Below are 13,104 nucleotides of genomic sequence, written 5' to 3'. Positions count from 1 at the left end.
GCAATTGACTTCAACCGATTGCTCAACCACCATCCCCAGCCTCGAAAGGACCCCCGGCATGCTCACGTCCGACAAACCTGCCCCATTGCGTTCTTCCCTGTTGGGATCCCCCGAGACGAATCGAATCGCACATGGCTTTTTCACCCGCAAAGGTGGGGTATCAGACGGCATCTACCGCGGATTGAACGTCGGCAGTGGTTCGAATGACAATCAGGACCACGTCAAGGAGAACCGCAGACGCGTTGCCGAATCGCTCGGCGCGCCGCTGTCCCATCTCGTCACCGTGCACCAGGTCCATTCCCCTGATGTCGTCGCCGTAACGACTCCGTTTGCTGGAAGCAGACCGACGGCAGATGCATTGGTGACGGCAACACCCGGTATCGTCATTGGCGCACTTTCGGCCGATTGCGGACCGATCCTTTTTGCCGATACCGAGGCGAAAGTCGTCGGTGCAGCGCACGCCGGTTGGCGCGGCGCCATCAGCGGCGTGCTTGAAAACACCGTCGACGCGATGATCTCCCTTGGCGCACGGCGTGACCGCATTCAAGCGGTTCTTGGCCCGACAATCGGTCCCGACAATTACGAAGTTGGCGCAGAATTTTACGAGCAGTTTGTCGCAACTAACCCCTCTTACAAGGATTTCTTCCGCAACTCGACCAACAATGGCCATAAGATGTTCGACCTGTGGGCCTTCATCACAGAGCGGCTTGAACACGCCGGGGTAAAAGCCTCAGCGCTTGAACAATGCACATACGCCGATGAGGATCAGTTCTTCTCCTACCGCCGGACGACTCATCGCAAGGAACCAGATTACGGCCGCCAGATCTCGGCGATCACCATTACGGAGTAACAGTATGGCCCTTCATTTCGAACCGGAAGAATTTGCCGCGCGCCGCGACCGGCTCATGATGGTGATGGCCGAGCAGAAGCTGGACGCGATCCTGTTGTTTGCACAGGAAAGCATGTATTGGCTCACCGGCTATGACACCTTCGGTTTCTGCTTCTTCCAGTGTCTCGTCGTCAAGGCGGATGGCAGCAATGTGCTGTTGACGCGCTCCGCCGATCTACGGCAGGCGCGCCAGACATCGAATATCGAGAACATCATTGTCTGGGCCGATCGCGACAACGCCAATCCCGCCGCTGACTTGCGTGAGCTGCTGAACGACCTCGATTTGCTCGGCCGTCGCATCGGCATTGAATATCAGACCCACGGCCTGACCGCTGCCAACGGCCGGAAGCTGGATGAACAGCTCACGGCGTTTGGTCAACTTGTCGATATTTCAGGCGTTGTCGATAAGCTGCGCCTCCTTAAAAGCCCGGCGGAGGTCGTCTATAGCCGCAAGGCAGCGGAATTGAGCGACGAAGCACTCGCAGCGGCGTTGAAGCTGATCAAGGCTGGCGCCGATGAAGGCGCCATCCTCGCTGCCATGCAATCGGCAATCTTTTCCGGTGGCGGCGATTACCCGGCCAATGAGTTCATTATCGGCTCGGGCGAGGATGCCCTTCTTTGTCGCTACAAGGCTGGGCGGCGCAGGCTGACCAAGAACGATCAGCTGACACTGGAATGGGCCGGCGTCTATCGGCATTATCACGCTCCCATGATGCGCACCGTACTGACCGGCAAGGCGTCAAAACGCCATCAGGAACTGTACGAAGCTGCCCATGAGGCGTTGCTGGCTGTCGAAGCTGCCATGACACCTGCCTCCACTTTCGGCGATGTCTTCGAAGCTCACTCCAAGGTGATGGAAGCCCATGAATTGACCCGCCATCGCCTCAACGCTTGTGGTTATTCGGTCGGGGCCCGTTTTACACCGTCATGGATGGATATGCCTATGTTTTATTCCGGCAATCCGGAACGGATTCAGCCCGATATGACACTATTTGCCCACATGATCATTATGGACTCCGACACCAACACGGCTATGACACTCGGCCGTACCTATCTCACAACGAATGGCGACGCGGAGCCGCTTTCCCGCCAACCTCTTGACTTGATCGTAAAATAAAACTTTTGTCTGCTTCTATTTCTTAAGCGGACTAACAGGTGGCTCATGACGGGGTTTGAGTGAAGATGAAGTCGCGTAACTCACTGACATGTGTAGTCGCAGTTCTGGCAGGACTTGCCCTGACAGCTTGTAACAGCTCGGAATCCCCGATCGGCGTTACAAAAACTGATCTGCAGTCGGCACAAGGCACTCAGACGGCGCCGGGGACAGCAGCCGGTACGACCGCAGCACCTGGAACACCAGCCACTGCAACGAGCGTGCAGGCAGTTACCACGCCGGGAACCGCCCCGGCACCTCCCAATGCCGCTGCGGGGAGCACGGTTACCGCATCCGGAGCCACCCAGACCGGCACGCCGACCGCGCCTGGCGCAACACGTGCGGCAAAATTGCGATTTGCCCCCATCGTTGGCGCACCGATTGCAGCTGCCACACCACTGTCGCAGCGATTGTCTGCCCTTGCCAAACAAAAGGGTATCACGCTCGGGACGTCAGCCGATACGGACAATACCCATATCATGAAGGGCTATTTCTCCGCACTTCCCGACGGCAACCAGACAACGATCATCTATGTATGGGACGTACTCGACCCGGCAGGGACGCGTCTTCACCGCATTCAGGGCCAGGAAAAGGTACCCGGAGGAGGCGCCGATCCGTGGAGCACAGTCCCGCCCAAGATCATGGAAGGGATCGCGGACAAGGCTATACAAGGCTATCTGGCATGGGTATCAGGCGCCAAGACGTGACATATTTACGCGTTTTACGCGATATTCCCCTTGAATTGTGCATGAATCTTGCTTGCCCGCTTGCAATGTGCGTCAAGCACAGTAAAAGGCCCGCCATATCCTTTACTTGGCTGACGCTCTGAAAAAGACGTGAGGAAAATACGGCATGAAACTCTTCGCGGGCAATTCCAATCGTGTTCTCGCCGAATCTGTCGCCAAATATCTCAACATTCCCCTAGGAAAGGCCAGCGTTCGGCGTTTCGCTGACCAGGAGATTTTTGTCGAGATCCAGGAGAATGTCCGCGGCGAAGACGTCTTCGTCATGCAATCCACATCTTTTCCGGCAAACGATCATCTGATGGAATTGTTGATCATGATCGATGCGTTCCGCAGATCTTCGGCAAAACGCATCACAGCCGTTCTTCCCTATTTCGGTTATGCCCGCCAGGACCGCAAACCTGGTCCTCGCACGCCAATCTCTGCCAAGCTCGTCGCCAATCTGATCACCGAAGCCGGTGCGAACCGCGTCCTGACGCTCGATTTGCACGCTGGCCAGATCCAGGGCTTCTTCGATATCCCGACCGATAATCTCTATGCTGTTCCGGTCATCGCCCGCGATGTCCGCGCCCACTATGGCACATCGAACGTCATGGTCGTTTCGCCCGACGTTGGCGGCGTGGTCCGTGCCCGCTCGCTGGCAAAGCGCATTGATGCGCAGCTCGCCATCGTCGACAAGCGCCGTGATCGCCCAGGCGAGTCGGAAGTCATGAATGTCATCGGCGATGTACGCGGCAAGGACTGCCTGCTGTTCGACGATATCGTCGATTCCGGCGGGACGCTGTGCAACGCAGCCGAAGCCCTTCTGGCGAAAGGAGCCACCAGCGTTACGGCCTATATCACGCATGGCGTCCTGTCCGGCGGCGCCGTCGCCCGTATCGGTGGCTCCAAGCTCAAGGAACTGGTTATCACTGACTCCATCCAGCCAACGCCTGCGATCGAAGCCGCACACAATATCCGCGTGCTGTCGATTTCCGATCTGATCGGCGAAGCAGTCTCGCGCACGGCATCGGAAGAATCCGTCTCCAGCCTGTTCGACTGATCAGCATACCGGACTGCACGTTGGATTTGCTTTTGCAGGCAAAGCAACAAACTTGCACAACAGCCGTCTTTCCGTTATAGAGCCGCCATCCGCGTAGACACCCTTGGAGGCAACGCGGAATGGGGCGGTCATTTCATCCGGTTCCGGATGAGCATTGGGCCGCTTCATGTTTTTTGTACAGCCATCAATCGGCCTCGAAAAACACTCCAGATTTGAACCTCGAAAGGAAATGCCATGAGCGAAGCATACGAGCTCAAGGCCGAGGCGCGCGAACGGGTCGGTAAGGGGTCCGCCCGGGAAATTCGCCGCAACGGTAAAGTGCCAGCAGTCATCTATGGTGACAAGCAGGCACCAATCTCGATTACCCTCGATTACAAGACGCTGTACTACAAGATTCACGGTGGCGGCTTCAAGACGACGATTGCCAACATCCTTCTGGATGGCAAGTCGATTCAGGTCCTTCCGAAGGAATTCCAGCTTGATCCGGTCAGCGACAAGCCAGTCCACGTCGATTTCCTGCGCGTATCGGCCAAGTCGGTTGTGAACGTGCATGTACCGATCCACTTCCTCAACGAAGAAGCTTCGCCAGGCATCAAGCGCGGCGGCGTCCTCAACATCGTTCGCCACGACATCGAATTGCATGTTCCAGCAAACTCCATTCCGGACTCGATCGATATCGATCTGACTGGTCTGCAGATCGGCGACTCGATCCATATTTCCGCTGTTACCCTGCCAAAGGGCGCAACTCCGGTCATTCAGGATCGTGATTTCACCATCGCCACTATTGTTGGTCATGCTACCGCTGATGAAGAGACCACTGAAGCAGCGGCGGAAACCACTGAAACGGCAGAAAAAGAAGGCGAGTAATCGTCGTCTCGATTATTGGGAGCTAGGCGCGTGCTGCTCATCGCAGGTCTTGGCAATCCGGGCTCCCAATATGCTGCAAACCGGCACAATATCGGTTTCATGGCGGCGGATGAAATACACCGCCGCCATAGTTTTTCGCCTTGGACCAGGAAATTTCAGGCACTGATCGCCGACGGCACCATCGAAGGCGAAAAGACCATCCTGATTAAACCCCAGACCTTCATGAACCTGTCCGGCCAAGCCGTTGGCGAAGCCATGCGCTTCTACAAGCTGGCTCTGAGCGACCTTGTCGTCATCTATGACGAGCTCGATCTGCCCTCGGGCAAGATTCGCGTGAAGACGGGCGGCGGCTCAGGTGGTCACAACGGTATCAAGTCCATCGACGCCCATTGCGGCAAGGATTACCGCCGCGTACGCCTTGGCATTGGCCATCCCGGCGTCAAGGAGATGGTCTCAAACCATGTGCTTGGCAACTTTGCCAAAGCAGATAATGACTGGCTTGAGCCGTTGCTCGACGCGATTGCAACCAATGCCGCGCTGCTTGTCAGGAAAGACGATGCTGGTTTCATGAACCGCGTTTCTCTGGCGCTCGGCAATGACGGCAAGACGGCAGGTGAACCGGAAGAAAAGCCGGTTGCAAAACCGGCAGGTCAAAGCCATATCCGGCAGGCGCGAAGCCAAAAGCCTGCCGTCACCATTTCAAAATCCGGCCCCATGGCCGACATGCTGAACAAGCTCTTCGGCAAGAAAGAATAAGGATCGCACATTATGGGTTTCAAATGCGGCATCGTTGGCCTGCCCAATGTCGGTAAATCGACGCTTTTCAACGCCCTGACCAAGACGGCCGCCGCCCAGGCTGCGAACTATCCTTTCTGCACGATCGAGCCGAACACCGGCGAGGTTGCTGTGCCTGATCCGCGTTTGCAAGCCATTGCGAAAATCGGCAAATCGGCAAATATCGTGCCGACTCGCATCAGCTTTGTCGATATTGCAGGCCTGGTCCGCGGCGCGTCAAAGGGCGAAGGCCTCGGCAACCAGTTTCTTGCCAACATTCGCGAAGTGGATGCCGTGGTGCATGTGCTGCGCTGCTTCGAGGATGACGACATTACCCATGTTGAAGGTCGCATCGACCCTGTATCGGATGCCGAGACAGTTGAAACCGAACTGATGTTGTCGGATCTGGAAAGCCTTGAACGCCGTATTGTGCAGTTCCGCAAGCGCGCCAGCAGCAAGGACAAGGAAGCGCTGACTGTCCTGCCGGTCATGGAACAGGCTCTGGCCCTGCTTCAGGAGGGCAAACCGGTTCGCTTCATGTTGAACGGAATAGCGGCTGAAGAGCTGTTGATTTTGCAAGACCTCAACCTTTTGACCTCCAAACCCGTTCTCTATGTTTGCAATGTCGCTGAAAGCGATGCTGCAACCGGCAATGAATATACCGAAGAAGTCGAGGAGATGGCGACCAAGCAGGGCGCTGAAACTGTTACTATATCCGCTGCCATCGAGGCAGAAGTTGCACAGTTGCCGGACGAGGAAGCCAAGGAATATCTGGATGCGATGAACCTGGACGAACCGGGACTCGACCGGTTGATCCGCGCCGGGTACAAGCTGCTCCATCTCATCACCTACTTCACCGTGGGACCGAAGGAAGCCCGCGCGTGGACTGTCGAGCGTGGTTCAAAAGCGCCGCAAGCTGCCGGTGTCATCCACACGGATTTCGAGCGTGGCTTCATTCGCGCCCAGACGATCGCCTATAACGACTACGTCAACCTCGGCGGCGAAGTAGCGGCCAAGGAAGCCGGCAAGGCGCGTGATGAAGGCAAGGAATATGTCGTTCAGGATGGCGACATCATGCTGTTCAGGTTCAACACATAAACTTCAGGCAGAACATGAGCGAACACTCTCCACGATACGCGTACGAAGACTTTACCGTCGGCAGCGAATGGCCTCTGGGGTCAAAAATCGTAACGACGGAGGAGATCATCGATTTCGCCAGCCAGTTCGACCCGCAGCCATTCCATCTGGATGAGGCCGCAGGCAAGGCAAGTGTCCTCGGAGGCCTTGCTGCCTCCGGCTGGCACACGGCTTCCATGTTCATGCGGATGCTTTGCGACTCCTATCTGCTGGATTCGACCTCGCAAGGCGCACCAGGGGTCGACTTCGTCAAATGGAAACAGCCGGTTCTTGCTGGTGACACACTGACGGGAAAGACGACGATCCTCGACCGGCGTACATCCAAGTCGAAGCCTTCGCTGGGATTCGTCAAGCTACACCACACGGTCTTTAATCAGAACGGTGTGATTGTCTGCGAGCTCGAGCACACCGCCATGTTTTCCCTGCGGGAGGCAGTCGCATCATGAGCGGGATCGAACAGTTGATCGGCGTGGAGCGGGACCTTGGTACCCACACTTTCTCGGCCGAAGAGATTATCGCCTTCGCGACGAAATACGATCCCCAGCGCTTTCATGTCGACCCGGAAGCCGCGAGGAAAAGCAATTTCGGCGGGCTCTGCGCCTCGGGCTGGCATACAACGGCCATCTGGATGCGGTTGAATGTGGAAGACATCAAGGCCGAAGTCCGGTCAGCGATTGAGCACGGTGAAAAGCCACCGCAGTTTGGCCCCTCGCCGGGATTCGAAAATCTCAAATGGCTGAAGCCGGTTTATGCCGGCGATACAATCCGCTTTACGCGAACATTGAATGGCATTCGAGCCCTTCAGTCGCGTACTGGCTGGTCGATGATGCAGATGTCCTCAGCCGCCTATAACCAGAAGGGTGACAAGGTTCTCGAGTTCGACAGCGCAGCGCTGATTGCCCTGCCCGAATAAGCGTTCCTAGTGGCCATCGAAAGCGATCAGCGTGCGGACATTGACACCGAGCGCTTCCAGCTTCTTGCGTCCGCCCAGCTCCGGTAGATCGATGATGAAGCAGGCGCCGACAATATCGGCGCCCATCTGCTGCAAGAGCTTCACGGCGCCCTCCGCCGTTCCACCTGTCGCTATCAGGTCATCGACGAGAATAACCTTCTCGCCAGGCACGATCGCATCCCGGTGCATCTCCATCTCGTCAACGCCGTACTCGAGACTATAGGCAATGCTTACCGTGTCGTGCGGTAGCTTCCCCTTCTTGCGAATGGGTACGAAACCCGACGAGAGCTGATGCGCCATCGCGCCTCCAATGATGAAGCCGCGTGCCTCGATGCCCGCCACCTTGTCCACCTTGCCGCCTGTGTATGGATGCACGAGCTCATCGACTGCCCGCCGGAAAGCGCGGGCATTGCCGAGTAACGTCGTGATGTCGCGGAACATCACCCCGGGCTTGGGATAATCGGGGATGTTGCGAATGGCATCGACCAGCGTCTGCTTTAGGGTGGAATCCATCTCATCGCTCCTTCATGCCATTGACGGGAACTCGTAATCTAATGGCTCTGCATCTCAAAAGAAAAGGGCGCCAAGCGCCCCATTCAACTTCAAAATTTTATCCGGGATCAATGCTCGACGTCAGCCCAGATCCGGCGCTTGGCCACGTAGATCAGTCCGGCAAAGAGGACGAGGAACATCATGACACGGAAACCGGTCTTCTTGCGCTCTTCCAGGTGCGGTTCGGCTGCCCACATCAGGAAGGCCGAAATGTCCTTGGAGTACTGAGCCAGCGTCTGCGGTGAACCATCATCATAGGTCACCTGACCATCCTGAAGTGGCTGAGCCATGGCAAGTGACTTGGCGGCAATGAAGTATGGATTGTAGTGCGTTCCCTCGGGAATCTGCATACCTTCCGGCGGCGTTTCGCCGAAGCCAGTCAGCAGAGCATGGATGTAATCCGGACCGCCCTCTTGATATTGCCCCCAGACAATATCAATCAAAAACTGCGGAAAGCCACGTTCGACTGCGCGCGCCTTGGCGATCAGTGAGAAGTCCGGCGGAACCGCGCCGCCATTGGCGGCAGCGGCAGCCTGTGGGTTCGCATAGGGGGACGGGAAATGATCGGCAGGAATGGCCTTGCGGTTGACAAATTCACCATCCGCATTAGGCGCATCCGGCACTTCATATTCTGCCGCGAATGCCTTTACCTGCGCTTCGCTGTAGCCAAGTTCCTCAAGCGAGCGGAACGGCACCAAGTTCATCGAATGGCAAGCCGAGCACACTTCCTTGTAGATCTTCAGGCCACGCTGCAGCTGCTGCTTGTCATAGTGGCCGAACGGCCCGGCGAAGGTCCAGTCCTGCTGTTCGGGATGCTTGATCGGGAAGTGCGTTGGCTCGGCGGCATTGTGGGCTTCTTCAGCAGCGTAAGCGCCACCGAATGCCAACATCGTACCAAGACCGACAGCTGCGAAACCGAGGAGGATTTTTTTCATGGGGAAGTCCTTTGAGCCCTTCACGTTTCTCAGCCTTTGGTTTCCGGAGCAGCGGCGACGCCAGCCAGCTGGCCACCACTCTTGGTTTTCCCAAGCACGGCTTCCGTGATCGAATTCGGCAGTCGGCGCGGGGTTTCGATCAGGCCAAGCAGTGGCATGAGGACAACGAAGAAGCCGAAATAGTAAGCCGTTCCAAGCTGCGAGAAGACCGTATAGAGGCCTTCAGCCGGGCGGGATCCAAGCCAGCCGAGCATGATGGCATTGATGACGAACAGCCAGAAGAACAGTTTGTACCAGGGGCGGTACACGGCCGAACGAATCTTCGATGTGTCGAGCCATGGTACGATGAACAGGATTGCGATCGAGCCGAACATGGTCAGAACGCCGCCGAGCTTCGAATTGATCGGTCCGATGTTGAAGGTGATGGCGCGCAGCATCGCGTAGAATGGCAGGAAGTACCATTCTGGAACAATGTGGGCCGGAGTCTTCAGCGAGTCAGCCTGGATGTAGTTGTCCGGGTGCCCCATGAAGTTCGGCATATAAAACACGAAATAGGCGAAGAGGATAAGGAACAGCACCAGCGCGAACGCGTCCTTGACGGTAGCGTAAGGCGTGAAGGCAACGGTGTCGGTCTTCGATTTCACTTCGATGCCGGTCGGGTTCGTCTGGCCTGTCACATGCAATGCCCAGACGTGGAGGATAACCACACCGGCAATCATGAAGGGCAACAGATAATGCAGAGAGAAGAAGCGGTTGAGCGTCGGATTGTCGACGGCAAAGCCACCAAGCAGCAATTGCTGGATTGGGTCACCGATAACGGGGAAGGCGGTAAAGAAACCGGTGATTACGGTTGCACCCCAGAAGGACATCTGACCCCAGGGCAGAACGTAGCCCATAAAGGCAGTCGCCATCATCAGGAGAAGGATGATCACACCGAGAATCCACAGCAACTCGCGCGGCGCCTTGTAGGAACCGTAGTAGAGACCACGGAAAATATGCACATAGACGGCGAGGAAGAACATTGATGCGCCGTTGGAATGCAGATAGCGCAACAGCCATCCGGAGTTCACATCGCGCATGATTTTTTCAACTGAGTTGAACGCCAGGCCCGTATCCGCAGCATAGTGCATCGCCAGGACCACACCGGTGAGGATCTGCGAAACCAGCATGATCGCCAGAATGCCACCGAAGGCATAGGCATAATTGAGATTGCGCGGAACCGGATATGCGACGAATGAATCGTACATCAGACGCGGCAACGGCAGTCGCGCGTCAACCCATTTTTCGATACCGGTGCTCGGCGTATAGGATGAATGTCCACCGCTCATGTCGTGTCTCCCCGTGGAACCTTAGCCGATCTTGATGACGGTATCGGAAATGAATGAAAGTGGCGGGATCGGCAGGTTTTCTGGCGCGGGTCCCTTGCGGATGCGCCCGGCCGTATCATAGTGCGAACCGTGGCATGGGCAGAACCAGCCACCGAAATCGCCCTGCTGACCAAGCGGGATACAGCCGAGATGGGTGCAGACCCCCACCATCACCAGCCAGTTTTCCTTTTCCTTGGCGGCCGTGCGATCGGCATCAGTCGCCTGGGCATCGCTTGGCAAATTGGCATTGCGTGCAACCGGATCCTTCAGATCACCGAGGGCGACAGCCTTGGCTTCCTCAACTTCCTTGGGCGTGCGATTGCGAATGAAGATCGGCTTACCGCGCCACTTGACCGTCAGGGACATGCCCGGCTGAACAGCCGAAACATCAACTTCGATAGACGAGACTGCCAGCGTGGATGCGTCCGGTCTCATCTGATCGATAAAGGGCCAAGCAAAGGCACCTGCACCGACCACACCGGCCATACCTGTCGCAATATAGAGGAAGTCACGCCGTGTCGGCTCGGTCGTATCGTGTGCGCTCACGGGGCCTGTTCCTTTCCGAATAACAACGCAGCGGGAGAGTCCACCATGTCAGCATAATAGAAGACAGGCCCAAAAAATGAGCCTTGTGGAATCCCCAGCATATTGCGTGGTTTCTAAGCATGTCGCTTGAGCTTGTCCAGCCTGACAGCGCCACAAGGGCAGGATGTCGCAGGGATAAGGCACAGCATTACTCGTGCCCTATGAATCCGCCCGATTGCCGGGCCCAGAGCCCCGCATAGATGCCGTTGGCAGCGATGAGCTCTTCATGAGTCCCGCTTTCGACAATCTGACCTTTGTCCATCACCACAAGCCGGTCCAGCGCCGCAATGGTCGACAGCCGATGCGCGATGGCGATGACGGTCTTGCCATGCATCAAACGGTAGAGACTGTCCTGAATCGCTGCCTCCACTTCGGAATCCAGCGCCGAGGTCGCCTCATCCAGAATAAGGATCGGGGCATCCTTCAGCATCACCCGGGCGATAGCGATACGCTGACGCTGACCACCGGATAGCTTTACGCCGCGTTCGCCAACATGCGCGTCAAAGCCTCGCCGCCCCTTTGGATCACTCAAAACGTCAATGAATGCATCGGCCTGCGCATTGATGACGGCCTGCTGCATCATCTCGTCCGAGGCATCAGGCCGCCCATAGAGTATGTTGTCCCGCACCGAGCGATGCAGCAGCGATGTATCCTGGGTCACCATGCCGATATGGGCGCGCAGCGAATCCTGCGTCACTTTCGAGATATCCTGGCCATCGACGAGGATGCGCCCGCCTTCGAGATCGTAGAACCGGAGCAGAAGGTTGACGAGCGTTGACTTGCCTGCGCCCGAACGGCCGACAAGGCCGATCTTTTCCCCGGGGCGTATATCCAGCGTAAGGTCCTCGATGACGTTCGCGGAACTGTCATAGTGAAAACGCACATTCTCAAACCTGATCGCCCCGTGCGTGACAACCAGTTCCGACGCGTCGGGCCGATCAACCACGGTAACGGGTCTTGCCAGGAGTTCCATGGAATTTTGGATCGTACCGTAATTGCGCAGGAGGCCATTGAGATTGGCCATCATGCGGGTCAGGAGCATGCTCAGGCGCAGGACAAGACCAAGCGTGAAGGCGACTTCACCAGAGGAAATTTCCCCGGTCAGCCAAAGATCGATTAAAAGGGATGCAACCGCACAGATCATGACGCCGCTTGTCGCGGCCAGCGAAATGCGGATTCCGCTTAAACCACGAGTCAGCGCCATGATCGCCGCAAGCCAACGGTCCATGCCCCGGCGCATATAGGCGTCATCCCGCTGGGTCGTTCCGAACAGCTTCAGTGTCTGGATATTGCTGTACCCATCGACAAGACGCCCCATCACGAGCGAACTTGTTTCCGCTGTTTCCCGTGCGGCGCGGCGAACACGCGGCAGGAAGTAGCGTGCGGTAAATCCGAAAACGACGAGCCATAGCCCGACAACCGAAGCGAGGCGCCAATCAAGCCTGCCGATCAGAAATAGGGTTGTCGCACAATACACCAGACTGAACCACACCGCCTGCAGCAGCGTCACCATGAAATCGCCAAGCGCCTGACCAGCCGCCCAAACCTTTGTCACGATGCGGCCGGAGAAATCGTTCTGGAAGAACGACAGGCTCTGGCGATAGACAACGCTGTGGGCCTGCCATCGCACGAGATTGTTGAAGCCCGGAACAATTGCCTGCTCCTCGACCAGCGCTGCAAGAGAAAGCACGATCGTCCGTCCAACGAACACGGCCAGAAGCATAAGGAGAAGGGCAATGCCATGTCTGTCGATGAGACCCTGCCAGCCCTCCGCGCGATCGGTCGACGACAGGATATCTATGACCTTGCCGACGAACCAGAACAGACCAGCCTCGAAAAGGGCAATCAGGCCACCGCAGACAAGCATGGCGAGAAATACACATTTTTCCTGCCTGACGTAAAACCACATGAAAGCCAGCGACTGGTTGGGGACCCGATCCGCCGGCGGATTGGCGTAGGGATCGATCCAGCCTTCGAACAGGCGGAAAAGACGTGTCATTCAACCCACATCAATGTTGGAATCTCCTGTGGTTTTGATGAAGCATGCGCCGCCATCAATCACATCAGCGGCCGACGGAACACCTTTGAGCGAGTCCCGTCGGCCGTCA

14 protein-coding genes are annotated in these 13,104 nt (G+C 56.9%); 9 read left to right on the top strand and 5 right to left on the bottom strand.

The features are described 5' to 3' along the window. The first annotated feature begins 58 nt into the window (after nucleotides 1-58). From pgeF to BLM14_RS04015, 9 genes are all read left to right on the top strand, one after another. Nucleotides 59-850 (top strand): peptidoglycan editing factor PgeF, encoded by a 792-nt coding sequence (gene pgeF, locus BLM14_RS04055; protein WP_099998204.1) that lies wholly within the window; start codon nucleotides 59-61, stop codon nucleotides 848-850. Between the two features lie 4 nt (nucleotides 851-854). Next, the gene (locus BLM14_RS04050) at nucleotides 855-2,006 is read left to right on the top strand and encodes a M24 family metallopeptidase (RefSeq protein ID WP_099998203.1); all 1,152 of its coding nucleotides are present in this window, start codon (nucleotides 855-857) and stop codon (nucleotides 2,004-2,006) included. Nucleotides 2,007-2,071: 65 nt separating this feature from the next. After that, nucleotides 2,072-2,749 carry a hypothetical protein gene (locus BLM14_RS04045; RefSeq protein ID WP_099998202.1) on the top strand — a complete coding sequence of 226 codons (678 nt, stop codon included), beginning with the start codon at nucleotides 2,072-2,074 and terminating at the stop codon, nucleotides 2,747-2,749. Nucleotides 2,750-2,894: 145 nt separating this feature from the next. Further along, nucleotides 2,895-3,827, top strand: a complete 933-nt coding sequence (locus BLM14_RS04040) for a ribose-phosphate pyrophosphokinase (protein ID WP_099998201.1) — start codon at nucleotides 2,895-2,897, stop codon at nucleotides 3,825-3,827. A 234-nt stretch (nucleotides 3,828-4,061) separates the two neighbouring features. Continuing rightward, nucleotides 4,062-4,694: a 50S ribosomal protein L25/general stress protein Ctc gene (locus BLM14_RS04035; protein ID WP_099998200.1), complete on the top strand. Its 633-nt coding sequence runs from the start codon at nucleotides 4,062-4,064 to the stop codon at nucleotides 4,692-4,694. 30 nt (nucleotides 4,695-4,724) lie between these two features. Continuing rightward, the gene (gene pth, locus BLM14_RS04030) at nucleotides 4,725-5,450 is read left to right on the top strand and encodes an aminoacyl-tRNA hydrolase (RefSeq protein WP_099998199.1); all 726 of its coding nucleotides are present in this window, start codon (nucleotides 4,725-4,727) and stop codon (nucleotides 5,448-5,450) included. Nucleotides 5,451-5,462: 12 nt separating this feature from the next. After that, the gene (ychF, locus tag BLM14_RS04025) at nucleotides 5,463-6,566 is read left to right on the top strand and encodes a redox-regulated ATPase YchF (protein ID WP_099998198.1); all 1,104 of its coding nucleotides are present in this window, start codon (nucleotides 5,463-5,465) and stop codon (nucleotides 6,564-6,566) included. A 14-nt stretch (nucleotides 6,567-6,580) separates the two neighbouring features. Then, on the top strand, nucleotides 6,581-7,051 hold the full coding sequence (locus BLM14_RS04020; RefSeq protein WP_099998197.1) for a MaoC family dehydratase: 471 nt from the start codon (nucleotides 6,581-6,583) through the stop codon (nucleotides 7,049-7,051). Beyond that, a complete protein-coding gene (locus BLM14_RS04015) occupies nucleotides 7,048-7,518 on the top strand; it encodes a MaoC family dehydratase (RefSeq protein WP_099998196.1) in 471 nt (156 codons plus the stop codon). The genes BLM14_RS04020 and BLM14_RS04015 overlap by 4 nt, the downstream gene beginning before the upstream one ends. A gap of 6 nt (nucleotides 7,519-7,524) precedes the next feature. On the opposite strand, the gene BLM14_RS04010 is transcribed toward BLM14_RS04015, so the two are convergent. From BLM14_RS04010 to BLM14_RS03990, 5 genes are all read right to left on the bottom strand, one after another. Then, entirely contained in the window at nucleotides 7,525-8,070 is a 546-nt protein-coding gene (locus tag BLM14_RS04010; protein ID WP_099998195.1) for an adenine phosphoribosyltransferase, read from the bottom strand. A 107-nt stretch (nucleotides 8,071-8,177) separates the two neighbouring features. Continuing rightward, nucleotides 8,178-9,044, bottom strand: a complete 867-nt coding sequence (locus tag BLM14_RS04005; RefSeq protein WP_099998194.1) for a cytochrome c1 — start codon at nucleotides 9,042-9,044, stop codon at nucleotides 8,178-8,180. A gap of 29 nt (nucleotides 9,045-9,073) precedes the next feature. Further along, on the bottom strand, nucleotides 9,074-10,372 hold the full coding sequence (locus BLM14_RS04000; protein ID WP_099998193.1) for a cytochrome b: 1,299 nt from the start codon (nucleotides 10,370-10,372) through the stop codon (nucleotides 9,074-9,076). Nucleotides 10,373-10,393: 21 nt separating this feature from the next. Continuing rightward, complete coding sequence (petA, locus tag BLM14_RS03995) at nucleotides 10,394-10,957, bottom strand: ubiquinol-cytochrome c reductase iron-sulfur subunit (RefSeq protein WP_099998192.1); 564 nt, start codon at nucleotides 10,955-10,957, stop codon at nucleotides 10,394-10,396. A gap of 187 nt (nucleotides 10,958-11,144) precedes the next feature. Beyond that, nucleotides 11,145-12,995: an ABC transporter ATP-binding protein gene (locus BLM14_RS03990; RefSeq protein ID WP_099998191.1), complete on the bottom strand. Its 1,851-nt coding sequence runs from the start codon at nucleotides 12,993-12,995 to the stop codon at nucleotides 11,145-11,147. Nucleotides 12,996-13,104 lie beyond the last annotated feature (109 nt).

The sequence above is a fragment of the Phyllobacterium zundukense genome, from assembly GCF_002764115.1.
GTDB classification, from domain to species: Bacteria; Pseudomonadota; Alphaproteobacteria; order Rhizobiales; family Rhizobiaceae; genus Phyllobacterium; species Phyllobacterium zundukense.
The sequence above is the reverse complement of the archived record's forward strand: the minus strand, read 5'-3'. Positions and strand labels throughout refer to the sequence as shown.

Bases quoted from the DNA above. Each gene is read 5' to 3' on its own strand.
- pgeF (WP_099998204.1), top strand. From the start codon at position 59: ATGCTCACGTCCGACAAACCTGCCCCATTGCGTTCTTCCCTGTTGGGA.
- BLM14_RS04050 (WP_099998203.1), top strand. From the start codon at position 855: ATGGCCCTTCATTTCGAACCGGAAGAATTTGCCGCGCGCCGCGACCGG.
- BLM14_RS04045 (WP_099998202.1), top strand. From the start codon at position 2,072: ATGAAGTCGCGTAACTCACTGACATGTGTAGTCGCAGTTCTGGCAGGA.
- BLM14_RS04040 (WP_099998201.1), top strand. From the start codon at position 2,895: ATGAAACTCTTCGCGGGCAATTCCAATCGTGTTCTCGCCGAATCTGTC.
- BLM14_RS04035 (WP_099998200.1), top strand. From the start codon at position 4,062: ATGAGCGAAGCATACGAGCTCAAGGCCGAGGCGCGCGAACGGGTCGGT.
- ychF (WP_099998198.1), top strand. From the start codon at position 5,463: ATGGGTTTCAAATGCGGCATCGTTGGCCTGCCCAATGTCGGTAAATCG.
- BLM14_RS04020 (WP_099998197.1), top strand. From the start codon at position 6,581: ATGAGCGAACACTCTCCACGATACGCGTACGAAGACTTTACCGTCGGC.
- BLM14_RS04015 (WP_099998196.1), top strand. From the start codon at position 7,048: ATGAGCGGGATCGAACAGTTGATCGGCGTGGAGCGGGACCTTGGTACC.
- BLM14_RS04010 (WP_099998195.1), bottom strand. From the start codon at position 8,070: ATGGATTCCACCCTAAAGCAGACGCTGGTCGATGCCATTCGCAACATC.
- BLM14_RS04005 (WP_099998194.1), bottom strand. From the start codon at position 9,044: ATGAAAAAAATCCTCCTCGGTTTCGCAGCTGTCGGTCTTGGTACGATG.
- BLM14_RS04000 (WP_099998193.1), bottom strand. From the start codon at position 10,372: ATGAGCGGTGGACATTCATCCTATACGCCGAGCACCGGTATCGAAAAA.
- BLM14_RS03990 (WP_099998191.1), bottom strand. From the start codon at position 12,995: ATGACACGTCTTTTCCGCCTGTTCGAAGGCTGGATCGATCCCTACGCC.